The organism is Nocardia sp. NPDC019219, assembly GCF_040632645.1.
GTDB lineage: Bacteria > Actinomycetota > Actinomycetes > Mycobacteriales > Mycobacteriaceae > Nocardia > Nocardia sputorum.
Map to the genome: position 1 here is coordinate 68366 of NZ_JBEYCG010000013.1, position 25738 is coordinate 94103.

Genomic DNA, 25738 nt, shown 5'->3' on the forward strand with positions numbered 1-25738 from the left:
GACTCCGAGAACCGAGGTCAGGCGGGCGGGTGGAACTGCCCGTACTGCACGCCAGAGATGACGGCGTCCCACGCGCCTGGAGTGAAGACCAGCGCCGGGCCGGTGGGGTCCTTGGAATCACGGACTCCGACCATGCCCCCGTCGAGGTGCGCAACCTCCACGCAATCTCCGCCGGTGCCGTGAACCTCCTGGACGGCGGCCGGGTCGGTGGTGGGTAGTGCCCCGACGGCGTCGTCTATGGGGGAAGCGTGCTCATTCTGAGAAATCGAACCCGCCATCGGTGATGGTTGCTGTGAAGGTATCCCAATCGGAGGGTGTGAAGATCAACGCTGGCCCGGAGGAATTCTTGGAGTCGCGGACCCCGACCATGCCTCCGGTGAGATGTGCGACCTCGACGCAGTCCTTGCCCGTGCCGCTGCGGCTGCTCTTGAACCACTTCGCCGTCGATAGGTCGGCACTCACGCTCCGTACTCCTCTGCAATTGCCACCAGCAGCGCCCTGGACTCGTCCTCGTTCAGTGCCGCACTCTCGACACTTGATCGCGCGGTCTGGTACTGATCGATCTCGTCGGGTTTGTCCAGGTACAGCGCCCCAGTGTAGCCCTCTACGTAGACCACAGGCGGCTCGGTCAACGACGGGTTCGGGTGTTCGGGAAACTCGAGCAATACAAAGGAACCTGCCTCTAGCCCGAGGTAGGAACCGGCGGTCAGCGGAACGATTCGGATGGATACGTTCGGCAAGCCGCTCAGTTCCGCTAAGTGACTGGACTGGGCTGCCATGACCGCAGCGCCACCGATCTGGTGGCGCAACGTCGCCTCGCTCAGTCTCACGTCCAGGCTGAATCGGTCAGGTGGTTCCTGAAGGCGTGTTTGTCGTTTGGTGAGCAACTCTATGTGCCGGTCGATTGCGTCATCGGTCAACGCTGGGATGAAAGCTTTGGCAACGGCACGTCGGTAGTCGGCTGTCTGCACCAAACCTGGGAGCAGGGTCAATTGGAACGACGTGACACGGCAGGCGGCCTGTTCGAGCACGACGAACAAGTCTGTGTTCGCAAACATCGCGTCGCTGTAAGACTGCCACCAGCCGGTCTTGCGTGCCTCTTCCGTCAGCCAGAGCAGCGCCTGCCGGTCGTCGTCACTCGCGTCGTACACGTCGCACAGCGCTCGGATCACCATCTTCTTGACCATGGCGACCTGGCCGTTCTCCAAGCGCCACAACGTTTGCGAACTCATCTCGGACAGCTTGGCCGCCTTGTCCCTGGTGAGTCCGGCGTTCTCGCGCAGCTCGAGGAGGCGTCGAGCCAGCAGTCTGCGCGGAAGAGTCGTCGTCTGGGCTGCCACGCGAACCCCCCACCTTTCGTTAGCAGTGCTATGAAGTCATTCCAGTTGATCTGGAGTGAATCTGTCTGTGTCCAATCATATTGTTATCACTCCATTTTCGGGCTGAATGATGCTGTACTCGGTGTGCGCCAGGTGGCTGGGGCGCTCGCGGGAACCGCGCCGTGCCGCAGGTCGGACGTATCGCTACGAAGATGCTGGGGGTTATCGATGAACAGGCAAGTCGTGGATGTCGGGTCGTGTCTTCGCTCGGCCGCGAGTGGGGAAGAGCCGAAAGCGATCGGGCTGGTTCGCGGTGACGTGTCCGGCGCGGACGCACCGCGGCATGCCGACGCGGTGCAGCGGCATGCTCGCACGCTCGGCTATCACTACGTCTACACGGTTCGTCCGCCGGTCGACGTCGCTGATCCGATCGGGTACGTGCTCGCGATCGCGAGTGGGCTCGCGATCGAGGCGATCGTTGTCTTCGGTCTCGAGCAGGTGGACAACCAGCCCGCGTTGATCTGCGATGTGGGGTTCGATCTGGAAACCGTTTGCCCGCAGAGCACGTGGGCGCGGTCGGCGCAGACTTCTCCGACCGCCGGAGCGGGGGCGGCGTGATGCATCGACACGTGATCCTGGCTCCGCCGCGCGTCTGCGCGTCCGCTGATCTCGAGCTGGCGCACCAGCAGATGCAGCGTCACCGTGCCTGCCGGATCGAGCGGTGCGGCTGGAAGTGGGTCGCCTACTCCACGCTGGTGCAGAGCGGCCGGATCGTTCCGCAGCGGTTCAGCCCGCGAGAACGCGCTCATCGTCGCGGTATCGCTTTTCCGTTCGACCACAGCGGGCGTGGACCGGAGCTCGAAGGGACGCCGGAAGTGGCGACCCTTCGGCAAGTGCTCGACGGCCTCGCGCACTGGGTGCTATCCACACCGGACCCGGACGACGGCTGTGCGGTGGAAGGCGAGCGGCCGTGGGCGTGTGGCAAATAGCGCACAGCATTCTCGCCGTGGTCGGAGGCGGCGCGTTCGCCGTGGTCGGTGTCGCGTGCGCCTGGCCGATCGCCCGGCCGCGCCGCCCCGACCATCCGCATACTCCTGCGCGGGCGCGTTGTTCGTCGCGGCCGGTGGTCTGGCCGGAGGCGTGGACATGTAATCGTCCGGGGCAGTCGTTCACGCTCTCTGATGCTCATCGCGCGATGCAGTTGCATCGCGACCACGACTGCCCTCGCAAGCGCGCCGCCTTCGCGGCATTGATCGCGGCGGGGCGCATCACGCCGGACTCCGCGCGACGACACCGGCTGTGGGGATGGTCCGAGGAATCCGGCTGACGGTTTTGGGGCAGGGCGCATAGCGGGTGCGGCCAGGAAGCGCGCGGAGCGGGCGGCTGTGGAGCGCGGGGCAAGAGGCTGTGGAGCGCGCATGGCGGGCGGCAGTGGAGCGCGCGGGGCGGGCGGCAGTGGAGCGCGCGGGGCAGGAGGCAGTGGAGCGCGCTCCGGGTTGGGAAACCGGGTGAGACCGGGCGCTCGGAGCGCGTGATCGAGGCGTGGTGTGGGCCACAGGAGTTCTGTGAAGGTCCTCACAGTTGGGAATGGTGGCGCCGGGGTAAGGGGACCCGCCCGGTGATCGCTAACAGTACGAGCGTTACGCTAAAACCCCACGTCAGGGCTACCAGCCAGTAGATTGCACCTTTGCAATTCGGTGGCAAATTTTGCAGGGTTAGCAAAGCCTGTTGAAAACCTAGCTTAGATTCACATTAACAACAGGTAGACGGCCATTTCTTCGTGTGCCATCGTGTGGAAGTACACCCCAAGGGCCTAGCAAGCCTGCAAATTGCCGCTCCAGCAGTACGAGCTGCCTCGTAGCTCGACCGGGCGGCATGGACCGAACGAAGAAGTGGAGTCACAGATGTCGACCACCGGCACCCCGAGGACCGCCGCGGAAATCCAGCAGGATTGGGACACCAACCCCCGCTGGAAGGGCGTCACCCGTAACTACACCGCGGAGCAGGTGTCGAAGCTCCAGGGCACCGTCGTCGAGGAGCACACCCTCGCTCGCCGCGGCTCGGAGATCCTGTGGGATCTCGTCAACAACGAGGACTACATCAACTCCCTCGGCGCCCTCACCGGCAACCAGGCGGTCCAGCAGGTCCGCGCCGGCCTGAAGGCCATCTACCTGTCGGGTTGGCAGGTCGCCGGTGACGCGAACCTGTCCGGCCACACCTACCCCGACCAGTCGCTGTACCCGGCCAACTCGGTGCCGTCGGTGGTCCGCCGCATCAACAACGCGCTGCTGCGCGCCGACGAGATCGCCAAGGTCGAGGGCGACACCGCCGTCTCCAACTGGCTGGCCCCGATCGTCGCCGACGCCGAGGCCGGCTTCGGTGGCGCGCTGAACGCCTACGAGCTGCAGAAGGCCATGATCGCCGCCGGCGCCGCCGGTGTGCACTGGGAGGACCAGCTGGCCTCCGAGAAGAAGTGCGGCCACCTGGGCGGCAAGGTGCTGATCCCGACCCAGCAGCACATCCGCACCCTGACCTCCGCGCGTCTGGCCGCCGACGTCGCCGACGTGCCGTCGGTGATCATCGCCCGCACCGACGCCGAGGCCGCCACCCTGATCACCTCGGACGTGGACGAGCGCGACCGTGAGTTCCTGGACGGCACCCGCACCCCCGAGGGCTTCTTCGGTGTGAAGAACGGCATCGAGCCCTGCATCGCGCGTGCCAAGGCCTACGCCCCCTACGCCGACCTCATCTGGATGGAGACCGGCGTGCCGGACCTCGAGGTCGCGCGCAAGTTCGCCGAGGCCGTCCGTGGCGAGTTCCCGGACCAGCTGCTGGCCTACAACTGCTCGCCGTCCTTCAACTGGAAGGCCCACCTGGACGACGCGACCATCGCGAAGTTCCAGCGTGAGCTCGGCGCGATGGGCTTCAAGTTCCAGTTCATCACCCTGGCCGGCTTCCACTCGCTCAACTACGGCATGTTCGACCTGGCCTACGGCTACGCCCGCGAGGGCATGACCGCCTTCGTCGACCTGCAGGAGCGCGAGTTCAAGGCCGCCGCCGAGCGTGGCTTCACCGCCATCAAGCACCAGCGTGAGGTCGGCGCGGGCTACTTCGACACCATCGCCACCACGGTCGACCCGAACACCTCCACCGCGGCGCTCAAGGGTTCCACCGAAGAGGGCCAGTTCCACTGAGTTGACGGGCCGCGCCCCGGGCGCGGCTGGTCGAATGTCCCGCGCGTCGTGGACCGCGCAGAGAAACGACGCGCGGGGCATTCGAAAACACATCAGGTGCTTGCCGAGGGAAGTGAGGTTCCCGACGTGAAAACCGACATTCCTCTACTCCGGTAGGGGTGTACTGCCCTCCCCGCTGAACAGCCCCGGCAGGGAGGGCATCCCTATACCTTGGACCATCGAAGGGCGCGCTCACACCGGAGCGACACCTTCGCAGACCAGCCACCCCAGAGCCAGACAACCCAGCAGGAGCGGGACGTGAGCAGCGAAAAGATCCAACGCGTCGGCATCATCGGCGCCGGCCAGATGGGCGCAGGAATCGCGGAGGTGTGTGCCAGGGCGCACGTCGACGTACTGGTGTACGAGCAGACCCGGGAACTGGCCGCGGCGGGCCGCGCGCGCATCCTGCGGTCCCTCGATCGTGGCGTCAGCAGCGGCAAGATCACCGAGCGCGAACGCGAACAGGCCGCCTGGCGCCTGCGGTTCACCTCCGACCTCGGCGATTTCGCCGACCGCCAGCTGGTGGTCGAGGCGGTGCTCGAGGACGAGAAGGTCAAGACGAGCATCTTCGCCGAACTCGACAAGGTCGTCACCGACCCCTCGGCCGTGCTGGCCTCCAACACCTCCTCCATCCCGATCATGAAGATCGCGGTCGCCACGGCGAACCCCGAGCGCGTGGTCGGCATGCACTTCTTCAACCCCGTCCCGGTGCTGCCGCTCGTCGAGCTGGTCACCACGCTCAAGACCAGCGAGTCGGTCTCCACGCGGGCCGAGGCCTTCGCCGGCGACGTGCTCGGCAAGCAGGTCGTGCGCTCGGCCGACCGTTCCGGCTTCGTGGTCAACGCGCTGCTGGTGCCGTACCTGCTGTCGGCGATCCGCATGGTCGAGTCCGGCTTCGCCACCAAAGAGGACGTCGACAAGGCGATGGTACTCGGCTGCGCCCACCCGATGGGCCCGCTGGCATTGACCGACCTGGTCGGCCTCGACACCGTGAAGTCCATCGCCGACTCGATGTACGGCGAGTTCAAGGAGCCGCTGTACTCGGCGCCGCCGCTGCTCATGCGCATGGTGGAGGCGGGACTGCTCGGCAAGAAGACCGGCGCGGGTTTCTACCAGTACCGGGCCTGATTTTGCGGCGCCTGCGGCGCTGCGTGTTCGCGGCCCCCGGGAGTCTCGCGTCCGAGTGTCCGCCGTTCGCGCCTGCGGCGCATGCGCGACGGACGCTCGCACGCGAGACGGGCCGCGAACGGTGCTCGTAAGACTCGCACCCGACGGCACCGCCCGACCTCGATGCGGAGCCGGCCAGAAGTCGGTGTCGTCGAGCCGGTGACGGCAATCGGCATAAGCTGCACAACAGCCGGGCCATGGCAACGGTTCGGCTGGGTATCCGGAGCGCAGCGCCGGATCGATCCGTCGATCTCGGCAAGGGCCGCGCAGGTGATCGAAAGAAGGTATCCCGCTCATGGTGAACGTGACCGACGGCTACGGGTCGAGCATCCTCGGCTATCCCAGAATCGGGCCGCACCGCGAGCTCAAGCGGGCGCTGGAGGCCTACTGGCACGGTTCGCTCGATCGCGAGGAATTGCTGGCGGTGGGCCGCGAGATCCAGGAGACCCAGTTCAACGAGCTGGCCGCCACGGGCCTGACCCAGGTGCCGGGCAACACCTTCTCGTTCTACGACCACGTGCTGGACAACGCGCTGCTGTTCGGCGCGGTGCCGAGGCGGTTCGAGCCGTACCGCGAGGGCCTGCATCCGCTGGACTTCTACTTCCTCATGGCGCGCGGCCGCCCGGACCTGCCGCCGCTGGAACTGGTTCGGTTCTTCGGCACGAATTACCACTACCGCCAGCCGGAAGTGGACGCCGACACCGAGTTCTCGCTGCATCCCGAGGCCCTGCTCGACGAATTCGATCGCGCGAAGGCGGTCGACATCGAACTGCGGCCGGTCGTGATCGGCCCGGTGTCGTTGCTGCTGTTGTCCAAGGCGGGCCACATCCCCGGCGAGTCGGGCGGATTCGACACGCTGAGCCTGCTGGACAAGCTGCTGCCGGTCTACGAGGAACTGTTCGAGATCCTCGCCAAGCGCGGCGCCACCTGCGTGCAGCTGGACGAGCCCGCGTTCACCAGCGAGCGCACGCCCGCCGAGCTGGCGGCGTTCGAGGCGGCCTATCACCGGCTGGGCAGGGCTCCGCTGCGCCCGCGCATCCTGGTCACCGGCCAGTACGGCGATTTCGGTGAGGCGCTGACCATTCTCGCAGGCACCAACGTCGAGGCGATCGGCTTGGACCTGGCCAGCCACAGGATTCGTCCCGAGGATCTCGCCGAGGTGCCCGGCATCCGTCGCAAGCGCCTGTACGCGGGGGTGATCAGCGGACGCAACGTGTGGCGCGCGGACCGCTACGTCACGCTGGAATACCTCAACGAGCTGGCCCAGGTGTGCCCGGACCTGGTCGTCTCGACCGGGACCACGCTGCTGCACGTGCCCTACGACCTGCTGATCGAATACGACATCGAGGGCCACGTCGCCGACCGGCTTGCGTTCGCGAAACAGAAGGTGGGCGAGGTGGTCTCGCTCGCCAAGGCGCTCACCGAAGGCCCGTCGGACAAGTGGCGCAAGCGGCCCACCGAGGTGCACTTCAAGCAGAAGCACGCGGTGCGGCAGCGGGTCTACGCGGTCACGCCGGACATGCGCTCGCGGGAGCCCTACGAGGTGCGCCGGGAAGCCCAGCAGCGCAAGCTGAACCTGCCGCCGGTGCCCGCGACCACGCTCGGTTCGTTCCCGCAGACCGCCCGGATCCGTCAGGCGCGCTACGAACTCGGTCAGGGCCGGTTGTCCTACGAGGAGTACCGCAAGCGGATCGAAGCCGAGATCGAGGCGACGATCCGCTTGCAGGAGGACATCGGCCTGGATGTGCTGGTGCACGGCGAGCACGAGCGCAACGACATGATCCAGTACTTCGCCGAGCTGCTCGACGGCTTCGCGACCACCCACTTCGGCTGGGTGCAGGTGTACGGGTCGCGGTGTGTGCGGCCGCCGATCATCTACGGCGACGTCTCGCGCCCCGCGCCGATGTCGGTGGAGTGGATCACCTACGCGCAGTCGCTCACCGACAAGCCGGTCAAGGGCATGGTCACCGGTCCGGTCACGATGATCGCCCGTTCCTTCGTCCGGCAGGACCAGCCGCTGCACGAGACCGCCGACCAGGTGGCGCTGGCCATCCGGGACGAGGTGGTGGACCTGGAGAAGGCGGGCATCGCGATCATCCAGGTCGACGAGCCCGCGATCCGGGAAATGCTGCCGCTGCGGCCGGAGGGCCGCGCCGAGTACCTGCGCTGGGCGATCGGCGCGTTCCGGCTGGCCACCTCCGGGGTGCAGGCGGAGACCCAGATCCACACGCACATCGGCTATTCCGGCCGCGCCGAGGTGGTCGAGGCGATCGAGCAGCTCGACGCCGACGTCACCGCCATCGTGGCGACCCGCTCGATCGAGTGGGTGCTGCGGGCGCTGAAGGAGGACTGCGCCTCCGGGCACGGCCTGAGCCACGGCGTCGGCCCCGGCGTGTACGAGAGCCGGTCGGCGCGCATCCCGGACATCGACGAGCTGGACGAATTGCTCACCGCGGCGGCCGCGGCCGTGACGCCGCAGCGGTTGTGGGCCAATCCCGACGGCGGTCTGAAGACCCGGCACTACTGGCAGCTCGAACCGTCGCTGCGGAACATGGTCGCCGCGGCGCGCCGCATCCGCAGGCGGGTGGAGTCCGCCGAGTAGGGACAGACAAGCACCGAGGGCCGTCTACGTTCGACTGGACGAGGCGGCCCTCGCCATATTCCGACCTCATTTCAGTACAGTACGTACTGTATTGTTTCGGGTGTGGACACCGACAACAGCTGGCCGGAATCGCTGCGCGTCGCGCAGGTCCGGATCGCCCGCCCGACCGACCGGCTCGACGAGGTGGTGCGGTTCTATGTCGACGGGCTCGGCCTGCGCGAGCTCTACCGATTCCGTGACCACGCCGGCTACGACGGGGTGATGCTCGGCTTGCCCGGAGCCGCCTACCACTTGGAATTCACCACCCACGTGCACGGCAGCCCCGGCGACGCGCCCAGCGCGGAGAACCTGCTGGTGCTCTACTTCGCGGGCGAGACGGACATGTACGCCGTGGCGCAGCGGCTCGGCGAGTTCGGCGTCGAACCGGTGCCAGCCGAGAATCCGTTCTGGGCGGCCAACGGCGGCTTGACCTTTCCCGATCCGGATGGCTGGCGCGTCGTGCTGATGCCGCGGCCGGTCTTCTGATGGGGGGACGAACCCGCGACGACCGCATCGACGCCGCGGTGCTCGCTGCCGCGCGGGAACTGCTCGACGAGGTCGGATACGCGGATCTGTCCATCGGCCAGGTCGCGGCCAAGGCGGGTCTGCACCGTCCCGCGATCTACCGCAGATGGCCTTCGAAGCGGCATCTGGTGGTCGACGTGGTCGCCGGACTGCTGGGCCTGCACCCCACCCAGGACACCGGCGACCTGCGCGCCGACCTGACCCGTGCGATGCGCGATCTCGTCGCCGCACTGCGCGACACCTCGCTGCACCGGGTACTGCCCGCGCTGGTCGCCGACTTGGCGGGGGACGAGCGGTTGCGTGCCCACTTCCTGAGCACCGTCTTCGAACCGCGGCGGCGGACCACGGCGACAGCGCTGCGAGCGGCCGTCGCGCGCGGCGAAGTGGACCCCGGCATCGATCTGGATTTCGTGCTGGACGCGGTCGCCGCGCCGATCTACTACCGAGCGTTGTTCGGGCACCTGCCGCTGACCGACGAACTCGCCGAGCAGTCGGTCGCGGCGGTGCTCAGCGCGATCACCCGCTGACGGCGGGCAGCGCGCTGAGCGTCGCGAGCACTTCGGTGGCGGCGTTGGCCACCGCCTCGGCCTCGGCCATGGCCAGTGCGGCCGATGTCGCGGCACGCACACGCGGCAGCAGCGCCAAGCAGGCCGCGGCGGCGGCGCGGTCGGCCGTGGTGAGCTCGGCGTCGTCTTCGGCGGCGGATTGCCATGCCGCGGTGGCCATCACCTCGTGCAGCCAGTTGAGCAGCTCCAAGCGCAGCGGTTGCGGCTCGCGCACCCAGGCGCGGGCATAGGCCACGTCGGTGCGCTCGTGCAGCAGGGCGCCGAGCACGACCTCGGCGGCGGGCGCGGTGACGGAGTAGATCGATCCCTGGTGCAGGACGGCGGAGAAGAGGAAGACGATGCCGCGCACCTGGTCCTCGACGGCCGTCCCGATCAGGTCGGCGAGCATGGCCGGAGCATCGACCGCCGGTCCGTCGGCGTGCGCCAGCGCCGCCCAGTCCGTCTCGCGCAGCACGGTCGCGGCGCGTTCGTGATAGATCGGCGCGAGCGCGGCCGCCGCGCGAACTCGCGCTTCGGCGTCCGTCGAGTCGAGCGCACGCTGGAAGGCCGCCAGCGCCACGTCCGGCTCACCGAGCCGCTCGCTGAACACTCCGACGTCGAAGCTGGCGCGTGCGGCGACCGCGGGATCGTCCGATTCGGCCAGCGACCGGCTGATCTCCCTGGCCCCCGCGAGATCTCCCGCCTCGCTCAGATGCTGGACCAGGTCACCCGCGACGATGAGCGACTGATCGGCGGGCCAGCCGTCGATGACCGTGCGGTAGGCGGCTTTCACGCCGTCCAGGTCGTCCTCGGTGCGCAGGAGGTACGCCAGGTTGGACAGCGCGAGCCGGGCGATGTCGCCGGGACCCGCCTCTATCGCGTGCCGGTAGGCCGTGCGCGCCGCGTCCGCGTCCCCGCGCTTGGCGCGTGAGTAACCGAGATTGATCCAGGCCCGCGGCGCGGCGTCGGGATGGCCGGATTCGGCGGCGCGTTCGTACATCGCTTCGGCCGCCGCGGTATCGCCGCGTTCGGCCAGCAGCAGGCCGAGGTTGTAGGCCGCGCGCGGCGCCGCGTCTTCGTGGCCGGAATCGACCGCGACGTGGTACGCGCCTTCCGCGGCGGGCTTGTCGCCCGCCGCGCTGAGCAGTCCGCCCAGCTCCGCGGCGGCCAGCGGCGCCCAGTTCGGATGGCCGGAGGCGATGGCGATCTGGAACGCCTCGCGCGCGGCCGCCACATCGTTGCGCCTGCGGTGCATCTTGCCGAGATCGAAGGCCAGGTCCGGCGGCCGCTTCAGCATTGTTCCCATCCAGCCTTCGGCACCGAGTCGGTGCGAATCCTTTCCGAGAAGTTCTACATCGGCGCGCGATCCCTGGCTACCCATGGCGTGGGATACGCCGGGCGCGGGACGGTTCAGTCCGCGCTGATCTCGTTTGCGAGCGCGCGCAATCCGGCGATCAGGTCGTCGGGCGACGGCGCGTGTTCGGGATCGACCAACCACTGAGCCATGAGACCGCCGATCAGCGCGTGCAGCACCGCGCCGACGGCGCGGTCGGCGTCCGCACCGCGGGTCGGGCCGAACAGCTGCCAGATCTGCTCGCGCGCGCGTTCCTGTGCGGTCGCCAGCTCCGCGCGTACCTCGGGGGAGTGCAGCGCCTGCGCGATGCCTTCGATATTCGCCGACCAGAGCGGCCGGTCTTCGGTGAACGACGCGATTAGCTCGCGCCAGAAGACTTCCAGGCGTGTCGCGGGCGTATCGAGGCCGTCCTGGGGCAAGGCGGCGGCGATCCGCTGCACCGCCTCCGCGCTCGATTCGATCATCGCCTGGTTGAGCAGTTTGTCCCGGGTGCCGAAGTGGTAGTTGATCGCGGCCAGGTTGCTGCCGGAGGCGGCGACTATCTCGCGCACGGTCGTGCGTGCGTAGCCGAGCTCGGCCAAGCACTGCTTGGCCGCGGCGAGAAGGTCTTCGCGGGTTCCCACTCGAGCACCTTAGCAAGTGGCCATACGCCTGTTTCTTACGTACGTTTCAAACACGCGTATGCGACAAGCGTTTGAAACGTGCGTATGTTGGGTTCGTCGCCGGTACGAGAAGGAACGAGATGATGACCGCTCAGCGCCCCCTGTCCCCATTCGAAAACAGCTACTTCGGCTCCGGCACCAGAATTGGCAGCGTGCCGGTGGGTGGCATGCCGCTGTTCGTCGGTTCGACGGTGCGAGGCGGCCTCGACGTGTCCGCGCTGCGCCGCGTACTCGCCGAACTCGCGGCCGCACATCCTCTTCTGCGCAGCAACCAGGTGGTCGACGCCGAGGGTGTGAAACGCTTCCGGCGCGACGATTCCTATCGGCCGCGCTTGACGATCGCCGAGGGCGGCGAGCCCGATTACCTGGAATTGGTGAACACTCCGCAGGACTGGACCGACGGGTTGTTCCACGCGCATCTCCTGCGCGACGGCGACCGCGATCGGATCGTGCTGGCCATCCACCATGGCATCGCCGATGGCAGATCCGCTTTCGCGCTGCTCACCGAGCTGTGGGAGCGCTACACCGCACAGGTGACGGGCGCACCCGCGCCGGCGGCCGATCCGGATCAGCGGCTGCCCGAGGCGATGGACACCAGGCTGGCGCGCATCGTCTCCGACGCGGATGTCGCGGGGCTACTCGACCTGATGCGCGCGGGCGCGGCCATGATGAGCCCCGATCTCGCGCCGCGGCACCTACCCGAACACGGCGACGGCGCGCAGCGGAACCGGTTGACCCTGGACCGTGTCGAACTGGACGACACCGAAACCGCCGCGGTGGTCGCCGCCGCGCGCGTCCACGGTGTCTCGGTGAACAGCCTGATCACCGGGGCGGCGCTCGCCGCCTTCCGCGCGCGACTGGAGTCGTCGGCCGGAGCGCTGCCGATGATCTGCGGTCACGCGGTCGACGTCCGCGCGGACCTCGTGCCGCCGCTCCCCGCGAGCACCGTCCTCAACTGCGTCTCGGGAGTCGGCACGTTCGCGCTGGTCGAATCGGAAGCCGACCCGATCGCGCTGGCGCACGCGGTGGCTTCGGGCATGCGCGCCTCGATCGAGCGCCGAGAGGCGCTGCTGATCATGCTCGCCGCCCAGCGGGTCCCCGATCCGGCGACGGCCGCGCTGTTCTCGTCGCCGAATACCTTCGCCATCTCGAATATCGGTCGCCTGCCAGCACTTTCGACCCCGCCAGGTTTGCGGATCGTCCGCAACGACGTCTTCGCCATGGCGGCGGGCATGCCGCCGAAGCTGACCGTGTTCACTGTCGGCGACCGGATGACCATTCAGGTGGAGTACGACACCGCGCGCCACAGCCGGGCCCAGATGGGGGAGGTGGGCCAGGCGCTGACGCGGACGTTGGCCGCGGTTCGCGCCGCCTGACTACGCGCCCGGGCTCACTCCGCGGGCGGGCGGCGCCGCCCGGCCAGTCGAAGCGTCAACTGCCTGGCGAACTTCCGGCGGCGTTTGGGCGCACCCCCGCGATCGATGTCGGCCTCCACGTCGGCCTCCACGTCGTAGCGGCGGATGTAGGCGCCGGCGAACGCCTGCACCGTCGCGGTGACCGGGATGGCGAGCAGTGCGCCGGTCGCGCCGAGCAGCGCCGCGCCCGCCAGCACCGCGCCGAAAGCGACGGCCGCGTGCATGTCCAAGGTGGTCGCGGTGATGCGCGGTTGCAGCACGTAGTTCTCGAATTGCTGGTAGAGCACGATGAATCCGAGAATCCACAGCGCGGTGCTCGGCCCGTGCACCAGCCCGACGATCACCGGCAGCGCACCGGCGAGATAGGTGCCGACCGTGGGGATGAACTGGGAGACCACGCCGACCCACAGCGCGAGGGCGAACGCGGACGGCACGTCCAGTATCCGCAATGTCACGTAGTGCGCCAGCGTCGAGATCAGCGCGAGCAGGCCCCGCGAGAAAATGTAGCCGCCGGTCTTCTCCACCGCGATGTCCCAGGCGCGCAACACATGCCGCTGGCGCCGCGGCGGCAGCAGCGAGCAGACGGCGGTGCGGATCCGGGGGCCGTCGGCGGCGAAGTAGTAGGTGAACAGCAGGATGCCCAGCCCCTGGAAGAGCGCCCCGATCGCGGCGGTGCCGATGCCCCAGACGTTGCCCGCCAACCCGGTGAGGTAGCCCTCCAGGGTCGAACTCCAGTCGGTGGCGTACTTCTGGATGTCCGTGCTCGACAGATCCTGGTGAAAGGTGTGGTTGATCCACTCAACGCCCCGATCGGCGTATTCGGGGGCGTGCTTCACCAAGGTGGTGACCTGCTCGACCAGCAGCGCGCCCAGCGTCCAGAGAAAAGCGACCACGAGGGCCGTCAAGCCGAGGAACACCAATCCGGTCGCGGGACCGCGCCGCATACCGCGCCGCGCCAGCCAGTTCACCGCGGGCTCGATCGCGAAGGCGAGGAACAGCGAGACCAGCAGCACCGTCAGCAGGCCCTGCAGCCGCTCCAGCACCCAGAACGCCGCCAGCAACCCGGTGATCGTCGCCGCGGCCAGCAGGAACGCGCGCGGCAGCCACGGCGGCATGTCCCGGGCGCCGTTGGCGGGTGGCGTCTCGTCGTCGTCCTGCACAGGCACACCGCCAAGGTACCCACGCCGTGACCGGTTCGCGGCCGGACGACGCGGGCCGCGCCGGTGCGGCGAGCAGGCTCACATGGTGGAGACGTCGATGACGAACCGGTAGCGCACGTCGCTGGCCACCACCCGGTCGTAGGCGCCGTCGATCTCGTCGGCGGCGATCAGCTCGATCTCGGCGCCGATGCCGTGCTCGGCGCAGAAGTTCAGCATCTCCTGGGTCTGGGCGATGCCGCCGATCATCGAGCCCGCCAGCGAACGGCGGTACCCCGCGAGATTGAACGGCTTGACGCTCACCGGGTTCTCGGGAAGACCCAGGATCACCAGGGTGCCGTCCAGGTTCAGCAGGCGCACGTAGTCGTCCACGGGCAGGTCCGCCGAGACGGTGTTGAGAATCAGGTCGAACCGCCCGCGCAGCTCGCGGAAGGTCTGCTTGTCGCTGGTCGCGTAGTAACCGCTGGCGCCGAAGAGTTTGCCGTCGTCCTGCTTGCTCAGCGAGTGGCTCAGCACGGTGACCTCGGCGCCCATGGCGGCCGCGAGCTTCACCCCGACGTGGCCGAGCCCACCCATGCCGATGATCGCGACCTTCTTGCCCGGTCCGGCGCCCCAGTGCCGCAGCGGCGAGTACACCGTGACGCCCGCGCACAGCAGCGGCGCGGCCACGTCCAAGCCGATTCCCTCCGGGATGGCGACCACGAAGTTCTCGGTCACCACGATCTGCGTGGAGTACCCGCCGAGGGTGTGCCCGCCGGGCTGCACCGCCGGGTCGACCGCGGTGTTGTAGGTCATGGTCGCGCCCGCGGCGCAGTACTGCTCCTCGTCGGCCAGGCACGGCGCGCAGACCCCGCAGGAATCGACCATGCAGCCGACGCCGACGCGGTCGCCGACCCGATGCCTGGTGACCGCGGATCCGACCGCGGCGACCACGCCCGCGATCTCGTGCCCCGGCACGCAGGGGTAGCGGGTCCGGCCCCACTCGTCGCGGGCGGTGTGGATGTCGGAGTGACAGATGCCCGCGAACTTGATGTCGATCAGCACGTCGTGCGGACCCAGGTCCCTGCGTTGGATCGTGACCTTCTCGAACGAGCCGTCGGAGGTGGACAGGGCGTAGGCGGCGGCAGTGCTCATGAGGACATGCCTACCGTCGCATGGGTGCGGTTGCCAACTGTGACACGAGAAAGGCGCGGTCGAGGGCCTTTTTCCGGCGCGGTCCGGCGTTCGATGATCTTCGGCGGCGTCTCCGGCGACAATGGAATCGGTGAGCGGTTTCGGCCGAGGCGGGAGAGCCATGGACGAACAACGGCAGCAATGGACCGGGGCGCGGCGCACGCCGCGCGGTGGCAGGGTGTTCGTGTCGGTCCTCACCCTCGTGCTCGCGGTCGCGGCTTTTCTCGGATATCGCGCCGATTTGCCGGATCCCGCCCCGCACGGCCCCGCCGGGACCGCGGCCTCGGTCGCGTTCGCTCCGCCCGCGCCGCTGGACCCCGCAATGGTCACCGCGGCGGTGCGGCCCGCGCTGGTCAACATCAACGCCTCGGCCGAGCGGTCCGGACCAGGTGCCGCGGGATCGGGTATCGTCCTGACCGCCGACGGGGAGGTGCTCACCAGCCATCACGTGGTCAAGGGCGCGGACACCGTGACGGTCACCGACGTGGGCGACGGCAAGGTCTACGACGCGGTGGTACTCGGCTACGACGCCGAGGCCGATATCGCGCTGCTCGACTTGGCCGCCACCGGGCTGCCGGTCGCGCATATCGGCAGTTCGGCCGGGTTGCGGCTGCGGGAGGAGGTCGTGGCGATCGGCAACGCGGGGGGGACCGGCGGAACGCCGACCGCGGTGCACGGCCCCCTCACCGACTTGGACAGCGCGATCGTGGCGGTCAACGCCGCCGATCTGTCCCGCAAAGCGCTCAGCGGGATGCTGGAAGTCGCGGCGGCGGTCACGCCGGGACAGTCCGGCGGAGCCCTCGTCGATCGGAACGCCTCCGTGGTCGGTGTCATCGCGGCGGCCTCGGGCGACGGGGCGCGCCCGGCCGACCATCCCGCGAACGGCTACGCGGTGCCCATCGACGCCGCGATGCGGGTGGTCGAGCAGATCCGCTCGGGCACGCCCACCGACACCGTGCACATCGGCCCCACGGCCACCCTCGGCGTGCTCATCTCCAACGCGCTGCCGACCGGGACGGGGGCCCGGGTGGACGTGGCGATCTACGGCATGCCCGCCTATACCGCCGGTCTGGCCGCGGGGGACGTCATCACCTCCGTCGACGACCGCACGGTCACCAGCGCCCAGGCCCTGCGCGCCGCACTGAACAGGCGCAAACCCAACGACACCGTCCGATTGGGCGTCACCGGCGCGGGCGGCGCGCGCACGGTGCCGGTGGCGCTGGTCGCGGGCCCGCCGAACTGAGCCGGATCACACCAGCGACAGCCAGTAGTCCTGGAAGCGCAGGAACACCAGCAGCAGCACGACCGCGAAGAACAGCGCGACGATCGTCCACCGCCACTCGGCGAGCACGCCCAGCGGGCCACGCGAGCCGCCCCACAGCTGATCGGTGCTCACCGCGAGCAGCGGTGTGATGATCGCCCAGACAACCATGCAGTACGGGCACAGCGCGTTGATCCGGTACAGGCTCTGGAAGATCAGCCAGCCGATGAAGCCGACCCCGAGCAGCGTGCCCAGCCACAGTCCGCCCCAGACCCAGCGCGGGAAACCGACCGCCGCCACCGACAGCACGCCGAGCGTCACGACGACCGAGAACCCGACGATGCCCATCAGCGGGTTCGGAAAGCCGAAGACCGCGGCCTGGTCGGTCACCATCACCGATCCGCAGGACAGGATCGGGTTGATGCTGCACGACGGCGTGTAGCCCGGATCGGTGAACAGCTTGAACCGTTCCACGGTCAGCGCCACCGCGGCCAGCCAACCGGCCAGCCCGCCGATCAACAGGACCCAGGCGGCCCGGGGTCCCGCGGTGATCATCGGCCCGCGGCGGCGTTGATCGCGGGTGCGAGTCCGCCGGTGCCGAAGATCTCCTGGCTGGACTCGACCTTCTTGCCGTTCACGAACACCGAGGGCGTCGACTGGATACCGCTTTCCAGCACGTCCTTGGTGCGGGCCTGGATGTACTTGTCGAACTTGTGGTCGGTGATGCACTGGGCGACCGCGTCGTCGGTGTATCCGGCGCTCTTGGCGATCTGCACCAGCTGGTCGTCGGGCAGACCCGCGCCGCCCTCCGGCGGCTGCTGCGCGAACATCGTCTTCAGCCACGCCTGGTACTTCGACGGGTCGGCCTCGGCGACGCAGTAGGCGGCGTTGGCCGCGCGCGTGGAGTACCGCGTGGTGGAGGCCTTGTCCAGGAAGGCGATGATGTTGTATTCGACGACCGCGGTGCCGTTGGCCACGGCGTCCTCGAGCACCTGACCGTTGGCCGCCTCGAAGGCTTTGCAGGCGGGGCACTGCAGGTCGGCGACGACGCGCACGGTGACCTTCGCGTCCGGCTTGCCGATCCGGACCGCGCCGTTGTCGGTGAGCGAACCGGGCACGCCGCCCGCGTTCGCGGTGCCGGTCGCCGTGATGGCCGGGGTGGGGCCGGGATCGTCGTTGCGGGCCTTCTTCACCGCGATGCCGATGCCGATCGCCGCGATCAGCGCGACGAGCACGGCGGCGACGGCCACCTGGATCAAGATCTTGCGGTTGCGGTCGGCGCGTTCCGCCGCCAGCAGCGGGTTCGACTTCCCACCCTGGTTTTTGCTCACCGTGCGCTCACCACGCCTTTCGCTCGCCGGACGGTTCCTGCCGCCTCGATCGTAGATCCGCCGGCCACCTTGCCCGGCGATCGGCCCACAGCGGCCATCATGGTCGGCCTACCTGAGAGATTCCGAAACATCCGTCCCGCTGCCGGTGACACCGGCCGAGTCTCGCCCGGCAGGTTCGGCACGGGTGATGCCGGTGAGGATCAGATCGACGGCGTCGCGGGCCAGCCCGGGCGGCAGCTCGCCGCCAAGTTGCGTGACGTGCAGATGGACCAGGCCGCCCAGCGTCAGCACGGTCAGCCGGGGATCCACCGTCGCCGCGACGTCGCCGCGGGCGATGGCCCGCCGGACGATCTCTTCCGACGCCGACAGCCGCCGCACCCAGAATTCGCGCCGGATCGCCTCCACTTCCGGATCGGCCTCGGCGATCACGCTGCCGCGGATCAAGGCCCGGCCCGAAGGCGTCCGCGCGAAACGGATGAGATCGGTCATGAACCGCTCCAGATCGCCGCGCAGCGATCCGGTGTCCGGCAGCGGGATCTCTTCGGCCACCCGGGACAGCAGGGCCTCCAGAAGCAAGCGAGGCAGCGTCTTCCACCGGCGATAGATCGAGGTCTCGTGGACGCCCGCGGCCGCGGCGATGTCGGCGATCCGCACGGCGCCGATACCGGCCGACTCGATGCGGGCCAGGGTCGCGTCGAGGACGGCTTTCCGTAGGCGTGCGCCGCGGATCTGTCCGAGGGAATCAGCCATGCGGCGATTATCGCAAGTTCTCTTGCGTTTCTGCCGGGCCTGACCTTAGCGTGGAGATATCGCAAGTCGACTTGCGATAGAAAGCGAGAGTGGCATGGATCGCGTCATGGCGGCCTCCGGGCGCTGGCGCGGCGAGGCCCGCGCCGGAGTCGCGGTGTTCCGCGGCATCCCGTACGCCCGGGCCGAGCGGTTCGGCGCACCGGAGCAGGTCGAGCCGCCGGACGGGGTGTACGACGCGACGCGCCGGTACGCCATCGCACCGCAGTTGCCGGGACGACTCGAGGGTGTGATGGGCCGGGCGGAGGCGCTGCCGCAGTCGGAGGACTGCCTGGCGGTCACCGTCACGGCCCCCGCAGGCGCCGAACCGCGGAGTTGTCCGGTGCTGATCTGGCTGCACGGGGGCGCCTATCTCGCGGGCAGCGGCCAATGGAACCTGTACGACGCGGACCGGCTCGTGCGCGAGACCGGCATCGTGGTGGTGTCGGTGAGCTACCGGCTCGGTGTGCTGGGGTACCTCCGGGCACCGGGCGTCTCGGCCGGGAATCGCGGCGTGGACGACCAGATCGCGGCGCTGCGCTGGGTGCGAGAGCACATCGCCGAGTTCGGTGGCGATCCGGAGCGCGTCACCCTTGCCGGACAGTCCGCCGGCGCGCAGTCGGTCGTCGCGCTGCTCGGCATGACGGCGGCCAGGAGCTTGTTCGCCCAGGCGATCGTGCAGAGCGCGCCTTTCGGCGTCGGGTTCCGGAGTCACCGGCAGGCCGAGCGGGTGGGGGCGATGTTCCTCGCCGAACTCGGCGCCGATCCGCGCACCGCACCGGTGGCCGAACTGCTTGCCGCGCAGGCGCGTACGGCCCGCCGGATCGCTGGGCCCGCCGCGCTGAACCCCGCACCGCCCTTCTCGCCCGTGGCCGATGCCGGCGCACTGCCCGCCGAGCCCGCTTGGCGGCAAGTGTTGCGGGACAGGGCCATCGGACTGCCGGTGCTGCTCGGTTGCGCGGCCGAGGAGGCGCGGGCGTTCTACGGCGGCCCGCATCCGATCTTCGGCAGGCTACGTCGACTGCCGGTGACGGGCGCCCGGCTCGACGTGGCGGTCCAGCGATTGATCGGCCGGAGGGCGTTCGAGGACGGGCTGTTCCGCTTCGCCGACGAATTGGCCGATGCCGGGGCGCGCGTGTACTGCTACCGGGTGGGACAGCTCCATCCGGCGAATCCGTACGGCGCCTGCCACTGCATCGATCTACCGCTGCTGTTCGCCGACGGCGAGACCTGGCAAGCCGCTCCGATGCTCGCGCCCCTCACGGCGGGCGAGATCGACGCGCTCGGCCGCCGAACCCGTAGCCACTGGGGCGAATTCGTACACACCGGACGGATCGCCGACACCGGCTGGACACCACACCGGCCGGGCTCGCGTCTCGCGCGGCAACTGCCCTGAGCAGGTATGCGCTTCAGTGAACCCGGCAACGCCATGCGGATCACACCGGTCGGGTCGGCATCGATTCCGCACCTCAGATGAGGTCACCGAATCGTTCGCAATCTACGTCGCGAACCGACCGACCGCACATGCCGCCGCGCTTGCCGGACATCCGCACTCGAGCGGTCCGCAGCCGGTAGGAATAGTGGGATGACTGTTCTCGGTGCTGTGTTCCGTCCGCAAAATCCGCCCGAACTGCTGCGCGAGGCGGCTCGCGTGGCCGAGGAGACGGGGCTGGAGGAGCTGTGGCTGTGGGAGGACTGCTTCCTGGAGAGCGGGATCGCCAGCGCGGCGGCCGCGCTCGCCTGGACCGAACGGGTGCGCGTCGGAGTCGGGTTGCTGCCGGTGCCGCTGCGCAACGTCGCGCTCACCGCGATGGAGGCGGCGACGCTGCACCGGCTTTTCCCGGACCGGTTCCTCCTCGGTGTGGGCCACGGCGTGCAGAGCTGGATGGCGCAAGTCGGCGCACGCGTCGCGTCGCCGGTGACGTTGCTGAGCGAGCATGTGGCCGCGTTGCGCGCGCTCCTGGCCGGCGAGCGGGTCACCGTCTCGGGCCGCTACGTGCGGCTCGACGCCGTCGCGCTGGACTGGCCGCCCGCCACGCCGCCGAAGGTATACGCGGGCGCGCGCGGACCGCGCTCGATCCGGCTGTCGGGAGAACAGGCCGACGGCACCTTGCTGGATTCGATCACCGACGCCGACGGCGTCCGTGCGGCGCGCACGCTGATCGATGAGGGACGTGCCGCGGCCGGCCGCACCGACCGCCACCAGGTGGTGGCGAACCTGCTGGCGGTCACCGGCCCGGACGCCGAAGCGCGCCTGGCCGCCGAACGCACCCCCGCGCACGCGCCGAACGCGGGCGTGGCGGGTGACGCGCACGCGATCGCCGAAGCCGTGACCGCGCTGGCCGAAGCGGGCGCCGACACCGTCGTGCTCCAGACCACCGCCGACGATCCGGATGCCGCCGCTTTCCTCCGGTTCGTCGCCGAGGAAGTCCGGCCCCTGGTCCCCTGAGGCCGACCGCGCGAAGACGCGACGCCCTAGGCTCGGGCCAGGCGCCGTTTCTGCGCCTCGACGTCGAACGTCGGCCCTGGCCAGTCGAGATCCAGCCCCTCGAGGGCCGCGATCAGCAGTTCGGTGACCGCGAGCCGGGAGAACCACTTGCGGTCGGCGGGCACGACGTACCAGGGCGCGTGCGCGGTGGACGTGCGGTCCAGCATCGCCTGGTACGCCTCCTGGTAGGCGGGCCAGTACGCGCGCTCATCGATGTCGGCCGGGTTGAACTTCCAGAACTTGTCCCTGCGTTCCAGTCGCTCGGCGAGCCGTTTCTTCTGTTCGTCGAGCGAGACGAACATGGCCACCTTCACCAGCGTGGTGCCCTCGTCCACCAATTCGCGCTCGAACGCGTTGATCTCGTCGTAGCGCGGCTCCCACACCGTGGGCGGCACCAGGTTGTGCACGCGCACCACGAGCACATCCTCGTAGTGCGAGCGATCGAACACTCCGAGCTGACCCGCGCGCGGCAGCGCCTTGCGGATGCGCCACAGATAGTGATGGCGCCGCTCTTCCTGCGTCGGCACACCGAAGGCGGCATGGTCGACACCCTGCGGGTCGACGGAACCGATGACGTGCCGGACGATGCCGCCCTTGCCCGCGGTGTCCATGCCCTGCAGGATCAGCAGCACGTTGCGCTTGTCGCCGCCCGACCTGCCGTTGGCGTACAGCTTCTCCTGCAGATCCGACAGCACTTGGCTGCGGTCGGCCAGCAGCTCGAGTCCGGCTTTCTTGCCGCCGGAGAACCCGGGTGTCCCGGAGGTGTCCAGTTCCGCTACTCGCAGGCCATCGGCTTTCATGGCTTCGGTAGCGCACGTCGTCCACTGTTCGGGCATGGTCCCAAACTACCCACGCGGCCCTGGCGCCCGGTCAGACTTGCGCGAGCCGCAGCAGCTGGGCGGCGAACTCCTCGTCCGAGACCGGGGTGAGGATGAGATCGTGCGCGGTGGTGAGCAGATAGCGGCCGTCGCCGGTGAAGTCCAGCCAGGTGCGGTGCCGGGTGGGCGGGGACATCGGGTTCTCGGGCTGCACCGTGACGGTGATGAAGCCGCGCCCGTCCACGGGCTTGCGCAACGTTTGGCGGAATTTCGCCGCCCCGCGATGACCATTGGTGACGAACGGCTCGGTGCGGTCCGGACTGAGCACGGCGTCTTGCGGCTCCCGCATCGGGGCCAGCTTGCCCGGCCGCGCCGACCCGATGACCTGTACCAGGCGTTCGCCCACGGCGCGGGCATGGCACATCTGCACGGTCACCCGGTCGGGCGTGGCGACCAGGATGCCCGCGTGGTTGTGCACGACCGCGGCGAAGGCGAGGATCTGTTCGGCCGCCGCGCCGGTTCCGTTGCGGGCGAGCGGCGTGCGTTCGCCGGAGACGGTGATGGTGGTCGCGTCGTTGCGCGCGCAGAGCATCAACGCGGCGGCCAGGTCTGGGTCGGCTTGGCGGGCGAAGCGCTGCGGCAGGCGGAGGGCCAGGTGTTCCGACTCGGTCCGCGCCGTGGCCGAGGGGACCATGTTGACCGGGTAGGGCCTGCGGTCCAGGCTCGTTTCGTTCGTCCAGACATGCGTGAATTCGTCCGGGGTCAGCACCCATTTCACCGTGCGCCGCCTCCGCGGACGGAATCCGGATCGCCGGGTGCGTCCTCGGTCACCGAACCCGCACGGGGCCGGGGGAATTGGGGAACGTGATCGCCGGTGGCGGGCATCGTCGGGGTGTAGACGTACGTCATCGTGTCCCGGACATCCGCCTCGATGTCTGCCGCCGCACTGTCGTGTTCCATCCTACGTTTTCCACCGTAAACCGCTTCGGCGGCCGGGTCGGCCAGCGGGCGATACCGCTGTGGTGGCACGATCGCGCCCCGGACCGTTTGCGCGGCATCGCTATTCAACTCCATCAGCCGGGCGACCGCCCGGCGCACGTCGTGCGCCTCCTCGCCCGCGCGGACGAACTGCCTGGTCGCGCCCACGGCCGCGTCGGCCGTCCGGCCGGACCAGCGCGCGAACTCCCGGTTGGTGGCGTCGGAGAACGCCTGGAACGCTTCGGCCACCGCGGTGGCGTTCGCCTGCCACGCCGCGGCGACCCGGCCGAGCGCCGCCGGGTCGAGCGCTTCGTGCACCAGGTCCCAGATCTGCTGATGGGTGTAGGCGCCGAACAGCTCGCGGTCCGGCGCGTAGGCGGGATCGGCTGCGCCGCTGGTGAATCCGGCCAGCTCCTGCCGGATGCCGTCGGCGGCGGCGCGTGCCGCGGAGTCTGCCATCGGTCGTCCCCCTCAGTCGGTTCCGGCCCGCGGGCTCACCGGGGCTCCAAGTAGTCGGCGATCAACCGCAGCGCGGCCTGGTTCGCCGCCTCCGCGTCGGCGAGCCGGTTGGCCGCGGCGAGATAGGCGGCCTTGAACAGCAGCGCCGTTTCCTGGAACGCGGTCAGGGTGTCCAGGTACTGGCGTCCTTTCGCGGCGAACCCGCGGGTGAGGCCGTGTCCGGTGGGCAGGTCGGGGAAACCGGTCACGTCGGTGACCAGGTGTTCGTCGGCCATCGCGCGGCGTAGATCGTCGACCAGTTGATCGCACGCGGCGGCGAGGTTCTCCGCGACCGCGGTGTCCAGCTCGAACCGCTCGCCCCCGCTCGCGCCGATGGCCGCCGCGTACAGCTCTCGCGCCGTCCCCTGTCCGGTATCGGGCACCGCCATGTGGAACCCCCTTCGGCTCGGTCCTGTTCGTACCGCGCTGTACTGGACTCGCACTTTACCGGCCGGTACAGCGCCGCGGACCCCGTCGGGTCCGGGCTTGTGCGCGTCCCCCGGCGCCCGGCTCCGTCGTTGTTACACTGACCAGCGGTCCGAGGGGCGGTGTCCGCAGGGGAAAGGCGACCGGTGACCGGAATCGAGGGCGTGGTCCCGAAATACCTGCAGATCGCGGGGCATCTGCGGGAGCTGATCGAGCGCGGCGAGCTGGCCGCGGGCGCCGAGGTGCCGTCCGAGCGCGAACTCGCCGCGCGCTGGAAGGTGGCGCGGCCCACCGCCGCCAAGGCGCTGAATTCGCTGCGCCAGCAAGGAATCGTCAGGTCTCGCCGTGGGTCGGGCACCTATGTGGCCGAACGATCCGCGCTGGTGCGGGAGAGCACGCCCCGATACGAGTCGTCTTCGCCCGGGGATTACTCGGTGCGCGTGCTGCGTGCGGAGGTGGTGGAAGGACCGCGGGAGGTCACCGACGCGCTCGGCCTCCCCGCCTCCAGCGCGGTGATCGTCCGGAAGCTGGTGACCGACGACCATTCCGGAGCCGCGCGACTGATCACCTGCTGGTATCCCGGCGAATTCGCCTCGGCCGCCACACTGTTGGCCGAACCAGAGCCGGTGCCCGGGGACGTCTCTCGGTATCTGGAAGCCGTGCTCGGGCGCGTTGCCGCGATCGTGCGCGAGAGTGTCGGCGCCCGGCTGGCCACCGAGGACGAATGCCGCCATCTCGCGCTCGCGCCCCCGGCGCCGGTGCTGGTCGTGCACCGCATCGGCCGAGACACCGACGGTGTCGCGCTGGAGTACCGCGAAAGCGTCCACCCACCCGGCCAGTCCACCCTGTATCGGGAGTATTTCACCAGCTCAGCGGCCGATTTCCGCCGTTGACACCCGTTCGCCGCAACTGGCATAGTCCACTTGGCGGAAGTGTCGAAGGGTGGGAGGGGCGATGTCCGATCAATTGACCGTCGGCGGCTGGGTGATCGTGGGGGAGCAGTGCTCGGTCCGCCTGGCCCCGGTACCTCGCGGCGACTACCTCGCGTTCGTCTTCGAAAGCAGCGGAACCGAATTCGAATTGGCCCTGGCTCCCGCCATCCTGCACCGCATGGTCGATCTCGGCTCCGGCCCGCGGCCGTCCTGACGCGCACGGCCGTCCGCGCAGGGCAACCCCGTGCCCGACCTCGATGATCCTCGCGGCGGCGATGTGCCGGTCCGAGCCCAGCATCCGCCTGCCCGCACCGTGGACGAGCGCGAGTCGCCGATCCGGGCCGTCACCGGCGACCGAGCACCGTCCGTGCGGCCGGGAAGCCCCGCGATCAGGCGGGTTTCGTCGCGCTGACGTACTGGAGCAGACGATGGACCCGCTGATCGATCTCCACCAAGCCCTGCTCGGCGAAGAGGGTCGGAAAAGTCCGTGTGCCGAACACCCGCAGACCGCTCAAACCGCCGACCACGCGGCTCACCTCGCCGATGGGGTTGGCGGCCCGGTAACTGGTGGTGATCGCGATCCGGCCGCCGGGAGCCAGGACGCGGATCATCTCGCGCGCGGCGACGAGCGGGTCGGGGATGAGATAGAGCGCGCCGAAACAGCAGACGGCGTCGAACGTTCCGTCCGCGAACGGGAGCGAGCGCGCGTCGCCGCGCAGATACCCGACGCGCGGTCCGGCGTTGTCGGCGACAGCGCGCGCCAGCATCGGCTCGGAGTAGTCCAAGCCGATCGCGTAGCCGTCGCCGGACAGTGCGTCGCTCAGGTATCTGGTGAAATTGCCCGGCCCGCAAGCAATGTCGAGCACCTTCTGCGCGCCGCCGAGCCGCAGGGTCGTCACCGCGTCGCGCCGGTCCGACGCGGTCGTCCGCCCGCTGGCGAGATAGAACAGCGTCGGCCGCCAGGCTCGCTCGTACACCGCGGCGAGCGCGGGGGCGTTCATCGTCTTGCGTGCGAGGTTCACCGCGGCA

At 69.3% G+C, this 25738-nt stretch carries 29 protein-coding genes; 14 read left to right on the plus strand and 15 right to left on the minus strand.

Annotated features, from left to right (window positions below; translation table 11 throughout):
• Positions 1 to 17: 17 nt before the first annotated feature.
• From ABZ552_RS23155 to ABZ552_RS23165, 3 genes are read right to left on the minus strand one after another with little or no spacing between them, the layout of a single operon-like run.
• Positions 18 to 278 carry a DUF397 domain-containing protein gene (locus tag ABZ552_RS23155; protein WP_357439658.1) on the minus strand — a complete coding sequence of 87 codons (261 nt, stop codon included), beginning with the start codon at positions 276 to 278 and terminating at the stop codon, positions 18 to 20.
• Positions 253 to 462, minus strand: a complete 210-nt coding sequence (locus ABZ552_RS23160; protein ID WP_357439661.1) for a DUF397 domain-containing protein — start codon at positions 460 to 462, stop codon at positions 253 to 255. The genes ABZ552_RS23155 and ABZ552_RS23160 overlap by 26 nt, the downstream gene beginning before the upstream one ends.
• Positions 459 to 1340 carry a helix-turn-helix transcriptional regulator gene (locus ABZ552_RS23165; RefSeq protein ID WP_357439664.1) on the minus strand — a complete coding sequence of 294 codons (882 nt, stop codon included), beginning with the start codon at positions 1338 to 1340 and terminating at the stop codon, positions 459 to 461. Before ABZ552_RS23165 ends, ABZ552_RS23160 begins: the two co-directional genes overlap by 4 nt.
• A gap of 207 nt (positions 1341 to 1547) precedes the next feature.
• Between ABZ552_RS23165 and ABZ552_RS23170 the strand changes: the two genes are divergently transcribed.
• The 8 genes from ABZ552_RS23170 to ABZ552_RS23205 all read left to right on the plus strand — a co-directional run bounded on the left by ABZ552_RS23170 (position 1548) and on the right by ABZ552_RS23205 (position 9412).
• Positions 1548 to 1937: a hypothetical protein gene (locus ABZ552_RS23170; protein ID WP_357439667.1), complete on the plus strand. Its 390-nt coding sequence runs from the start codon at positions 1548 to 1550 to the stop codon at positions 1935 to 1937.
• Positions 1937 to 2308: a hypothetical protein gene (locus tag ABZ552_RS23175; RefSeq protein WP_357439670.1), complete on the plus strand. Its 372-nt coding sequence runs from the start codon at positions 1937 to 1939 to the stop codon at positions 2306 to 2308. The genes ABZ552_RS23170 and ABZ552_RS23175 overlap by 1 nt, the downstream gene beginning before the upstream one ends.
• Before the next feature lie 206 nt (positions 2309 to 2514).
• Positions 2515 to 2646: a hypothetical protein gene (locus ABZ552_RS23180; RefSeq protein ID WP_357439673.1), complete on the plus strand. Its 132-nt coding sequence runs from the start codon at positions 2515 to 2517 to the stop codon at positions 2644 to 2646.
• Between the two features lie 577 nt (positions 2647 to 3223).
• Positions 3224 to 4513 carry an isocitrate lyase gene (gene aceA, locus ABZ552_RS23185; RefSeq protein ID WP_174183431.1) on the plus strand — a complete coding sequence of 430 codons (1290 nt, stop codon included), beginning with the start codon at positions 3224 to 3226 and terminating at the stop codon, positions 4511 to 4513.
• 297 nt (positions 4514 to 4810) lie between these two features.
• Entirely contained in the window at positions 4811 to 5680 is an 870-nt protein-coding gene (locus ABZ552_RS23190; protein ID WP_195084172.1) for a 3-hydroxybutyryl-CoA dehydrogenase, read from the plus strand.
• Between the two features lie 334 nt (positions 5681 to 6014).
• The gene (gene metE, locus ABZ552_RS23195) at positions 6015 to 8321 is read left to right on the plus strand and encodes a 5-methyltetrahydropteroyltriglutamate--homocysteine S-methyltransferase (RefSeq protein WP_281875876.1); all 2307 of its coding nucleotides are present in this window, start codon (positions 6015 to 6017) and stop codon (positions 8319 to 8321) included.
• A gap of 102 nt (positions 8322 to 8423) precedes the next feature.
• The gene (locus ABZ552_RS23200; protein ID WP_357439678.1) at positions 8424 to 8846 is read left to right on the plus strand and encodes a VOC family protein; all 423 of its coding nucleotides are present in this window, start codon (positions 8424 to 8426) and stop codon (positions 8844 to 8846) included.
• Entirely contained in the window at positions 8846 to 9412 is a 567-nt protein-coding gene (locus ABZ552_RS23205) for a TetR/AcrR family transcriptional regulator (protein WP_281916450.1), read from the plus strand. The genes ABZ552_RS23200 and ABZ552_RS23205 overlap by 1 nt, the downstream gene beginning before the upstream one ends.
• Here the strand turns inward: ABZ552_RS23205 and ABZ552_RS23210 are convergent.
• Positions 9402 to 10727 (minus strand): tetratricopeptide repeat protein, encoded by a 1326-nt coding sequence (locus ABZ552_RS23210; RefSeq protein ID WP_281875871.1) that lies wholly within the window; start codon positions 10725 to 10727, stop codon positions 9402 to 9404. The two genes, ABZ552_RS23205 and ABZ552_RS23210, sit on opposite strands and share 11 nt — an antisense overlap.
• Positions 10728 to 10840: 113 nt before the next feature.
• Positions 10841 to 11407, minus strand: coding sequence for a TetR/AcrR family transcriptional regulator (locus tag ABZ552_RS23215; RefSeq protein WP_281916451.1), 567 nt, complete (start codon positions 11405 to 11407; stop codon positions 10841 to 10843).
• Positions 11408 to 11529: 122 nt separating this feature from the next.
• Between ABZ552_RS23215 and ABZ552_RS23220 the strand changes: the two genes are divergently transcribed.
• Positions 11530 to 12822, plus strand: a complete 1293-nt coding sequence (locus ABZ552_RS23220) for a hypothetical protein (RefSeq protein ID WP_281916452.1) — start codon at positions 11530 to 11532, stop codon at positions 12820 to 12822.
• 14 nt (positions 12823 to 12836) lie between these two features.
• On the opposite strand, the gene ABZ552_RS23225 is transcribed toward ABZ552_RS23220, so the two are convergent.
• Both ABZ552_RS23225 and ABZ552_RS23230 read right to left on the minus strand, forming a co-directional pair.
• Complete coding sequence (locus ABZ552_RS23225) at positions 12837 to 14027, minus strand: AI-2E family transporter (protein ID WP_281916453.1); 1191 nt, start codon at positions 14025 to 14027, stop codon at positions 12837 to 12839.
• A gap of 72 nt (positions 14028 to 14099) precedes the next feature.
• Positions 14100 to 15152 carry an NAD(P)-dependent alcohol dehydrogenase gene (locus tag ABZ552_RS23230; RefSeq protein ID WP_281875866.1) on the minus strand — a complete coding sequence of 351 codons (1053 nt, stop codon included), beginning with the start codon at positions 15150 to 15152 and terminating at the stop codon, positions 14100 to 14102.
• Positions 15153 to 15312: 160 nt separating this feature from the next.
• Here ABZ552_RS23230 and ABZ552_RS23235 point away from each other — a divergent pair, with 160 nt between their 5' ends.
• Positions 15313 to 16434, plus strand: coding sequence for a trypsin-like peptidase domain-containing protein (locus ABZ552_RS23235; RefSeq protein ID WP_281916454.1), 1122 nt, complete (start codon positions 15313 to 15315; stop codon positions 16432 to 16434).
• A 6-nt stretch (positions 16435 to 16440) separates the two neighbouring features.
• Here ABZ552_RS23235 and ABZ552_RS23240 read toward each other — a convergent pair whose 3' ends face one another.
• The 3 genes from ABZ552_RS23240 to ABZ552_RS23250 all read right to left on the minus strand — a co-directional run bounded on the left by ABZ552_RS23240 (position 16441) and on the right by ABZ552_RS23250 (position 18533).
• Positions 16441 to 17007: a vitamin K epoxide reductase family protein gene (locus ABZ552_RS23240; RefSeq protein WP_281916455.1), complete on the minus strand. Its 567-nt coding sequence runs from the start codon at positions 17005 to 17007 to the stop codon at positions 16441 to 16443.
• Positions 17004 to 17783, minus strand: coding sequence for a thioredoxin domain-containing protein (locus ABZ552_RS23245; RefSeq protein WP_281916456.1), 780 nt, complete (start codon positions 17781 to 17783; stop codon positions 17004 to 17006). Before ABZ552_RS23245 ends, ABZ552_RS23240 begins: the two co-directional genes overlap by 4 nt.
• 108 nt (positions 17784 to 17891) lie before the next feature.
• Positions 17892 to 18533, minus strand: coding sequence for a TetR/AcrR family transcriptional regulator (locus tag ABZ552_RS23250; RefSeq protein ID WP_281916457.1), 642 nt, complete (start codon positions 18531 to 18533; stop codon positions 17892 to 17894).
• A 94-nt stretch (positions 18534 to 18627) separates the two neighbouring features.
• On the opposite strand from ABZ552_RS23250, the gene ABZ552_RS23255 reads away from it, so the two are divergent.
• Complete coding sequence (locus ABZ552_RS23255; protein ID WP_357439685.1) at positions 18628 to 19965, plus strand: carboxylesterase family protein; 1338 nt, start codon at positions 18628 to 18630, stop codon at positions 19963 to 19965.
• A 189-nt stretch (positions 19966 to 20154) separates the two neighbouring features.
• The gene (locus ABZ552_RS23260; RefSeq protein ID WP_281875855.1) at positions 20155 to 21018 is read left to right on the plus strand and encodes an LLM class flavin-dependent oxidoreductase; all 864 of its coding nucleotides are present in this window, start codon (positions 20155 to 20157) and stop codon (positions 21016 to 21018) included.
• 26 nt (positions 21019 to 21044) lie between these two features.
• Here the strand turns inward: ABZ552_RS23260 and ABZ552_RS23265 are convergent, their stop codons facing one another.
• From ABZ552_RS23265 to ABZ552_RS23280, 4 genes are read right to left on the minus strand one after another with little or no spacing between them, the layout of a single operon-like run.
• Entirely contained in the window at positions 21045 to 21893 is an 849-nt protein-coding gene (locus ABZ552_RS23265) for a polyphosphate kinase 2 family protein (protein WP_281875854.1), read from the minus strand.
• Positions 21894 to 21927: 34 nt separating this feature from the next.
• Complete coding sequence (locus tag ABZ552_RS23270) at positions 21928 to 22653, minus strand: ESX secretion-associated protein EspG (RefSeq protein ID WP_281875851.1); 726 nt, start codon at positions 22651 to 22653, stop codon at positions 21928 to 21930.
• Positions 22650 to 23312, minus strand: a complete 663-nt coding sequence (locus tag ABZ552_RS23275; protein ID WP_357439690.1) for a hypothetical protein — start codon at positions 23310 to 23312, stop codon at positions 22650 to 22652. The genes ABZ552_RS23270 and ABZ552_RS23275 overlap by 4 nt, the downstream gene beginning before the upstream one ends.
• Before the next feature lie 35 nt (positions 23313 to 23347).
• Positions 23348 to 23740 (minus strand): hypothetical protein, encoded by a 393-nt coding sequence (locus ABZ552_RS23280; protein ID WP_281875849.1) that lies wholly within the window; start codon positions 23738 to 23740, stop codon positions 23348 to 23350.
• 183 nt (positions 23741 to 23923) lie between these two features.
• Here ABZ552_RS23280 and ABZ552_RS23285 point away from each other — a divergent pair, with 183 nt between their 5' ends.
• Positions 23924 to 24670, plus strand: coding sequence for a GntR family transcriptional regulator (locus tag ABZ552_RS23285; protein ID WP_357439693.1), 747 nt, complete (start codon positions 23924 to 23926; stop codon positions 24668 to 24670).
• A 61-nt stretch (positions 24671 to 24731) separates the two neighbouring features.
• Complete coding sequence (locus ABZ552_RS23290; RefSeq protein WP_281875845.1) at positions 24732 to 24923, plus strand: hypothetical protein; 192 nt, start codon at positions 24732 to 24734, stop codon at positions 24921 to 24923.
• A 175-nt stretch (positions 24924 to 25098) separates the two neighbouring features.
• Here the strand turns inward: ABZ552_RS23290 and ABZ552_RS23295 are convergent, their stop codons facing one another.
• A complete protein-coding gene (locus tag ABZ552_RS23295; protein ID WP_357439696.1) occupies positions 25099 to 25731 on the minus strand; it encodes a class I SAM-dependent methyltransferase in 633 nt (210 codons plus the stop codon).
• Positions 25732 to 25738 lie beyond the last annotated feature (7 nt).

Coding starts and splice junctions, on each gene's coding strand:
- ABZ552_RS23155 (WP_357439658.1), bottom strand. CDS start 278: ATGGCGGGTTCGATTTCTCAGAATGAGCACGCTTCCCCCATAGACGAC.
- ABZ552_RS23170 (WP_357439667.1), top strand. CDS start 1,548: ATGAACAGGCAAGTCGTGGATGTCGGGTCGTGTCTTCGCTCGGCCGCG.
- ABZ552_RS23175 (WP_357439670.1), top strand. CDS start 1,937: ATGCATCGACACGTGATCCTGGCTCCGCCGCGCGTCTGCGCGTCCGCT.
- ABZ552_RS23180 (WP_357439673.1), top strand. CDS start 2,515: ATGCAGTTGCATCGCGACCACGACTGCCCTCGCAAGCGCGCCGCCTTC.
- aceA (WP_174183431.1), top strand. CDS start 3,224: ATGTCGACCACCGGCACCCCGAGGACCGCCGCGGAAATCCAGCAGGAT.
- metE (WP_281875876.1), top strand. CDS start 6,015: ATGGTGAACGTGACCGACGGCTACGGGTCGAGCATCCTCGGCTATCCC.
- ABZ552_RS23205 (WP_281916450.1), top strand. CDS start 8,846: ATGGGGGGACGAACCCGCGACGACCGCATCGACGCCGCGGTGCTCGCT.
- ABZ552_RS23210 (WP_281875871.1), bottom strand. CDS start 10,727: ATGCTGAAGCGGCCGCCGGACCTGGCCTTCGATCTCGGCAAGATGCAC.
- ABZ552_RS23220 (WP_281916452.1), top strand. CDS start 11,530: ATGACCGCTCAGCGCCCCCTGTCCCCATTCGAAAACAGCTACTTCGGC.
- ABZ552_RS23230 (WP_281875866.1), bottom strand. CDS start 15,152: ATGAGCACTGCCGCCGCCTACGCCCTGTCCACCTCCGACGGCTCGTTC.
- ABZ552_RS23235 (WP_281916454.1), top strand. CDS start 15,313: ATGGACGAACAACGGCAGCAATGGACCGGGGCGCGGCGCACGCCGCGC.
- ABZ552_RS23240 (WP_281916455.1), bottom strand. CDS start 17,007: ATGATCACCGCGGGACCCCGGGCCGCCTGGGTCCTGTTGATCGGCGGG.
- ABZ552_RS23250 (WP_281916457.1), bottom strand. CDS start 18,533: ATGGCTGATTCCCTCGGACAGATCCGCGGCGCACGCCTACGGAAAGCC.
- ABZ552_RS23255 (WP_357439685.1), top strand. CDS start 18,628: ATGGATCGCGTCATGGCGGCCTCCGGGCGCTGGCGCGGCGAGGCCCGC.
- ABZ552_RS23260 (WP_281875855.1), top strand. CDS start 20,155: ATGACTGTTCTCGGTGCTGTGTTCCGTCCGCAAAATCCGCCCGAACTG.
- ABZ552_RS23265 (WP_281875854.1), bottom strand. CDS start 21,893: ATGCCCGAACAGTGGACGACGTGCGCTACCGAAGCCATGAAAGCCGAT.
- ABZ552_RS23275 (WP_357439690.1), bottom strand. CDS start 23,312: ATGGCAGACTCCGCGGCACGCGCCGCCGCCGACGGCATCCGGCAGGAG.
- ABZ552_RS23280 (WP_281875849.1), bottom strand. CDS start 23,740: ATGGCGGTGCCCGATACCGGACAGGGGACGGCGCGAGAGCTGTACGCG.
- ABZ552_RS23290 (WP_281875845.1), top strand. CDS start 24,732: ATGTCCGATCAATTGACCGTCGGCGGCTGGGTGATCGTGGGGGAGCAG.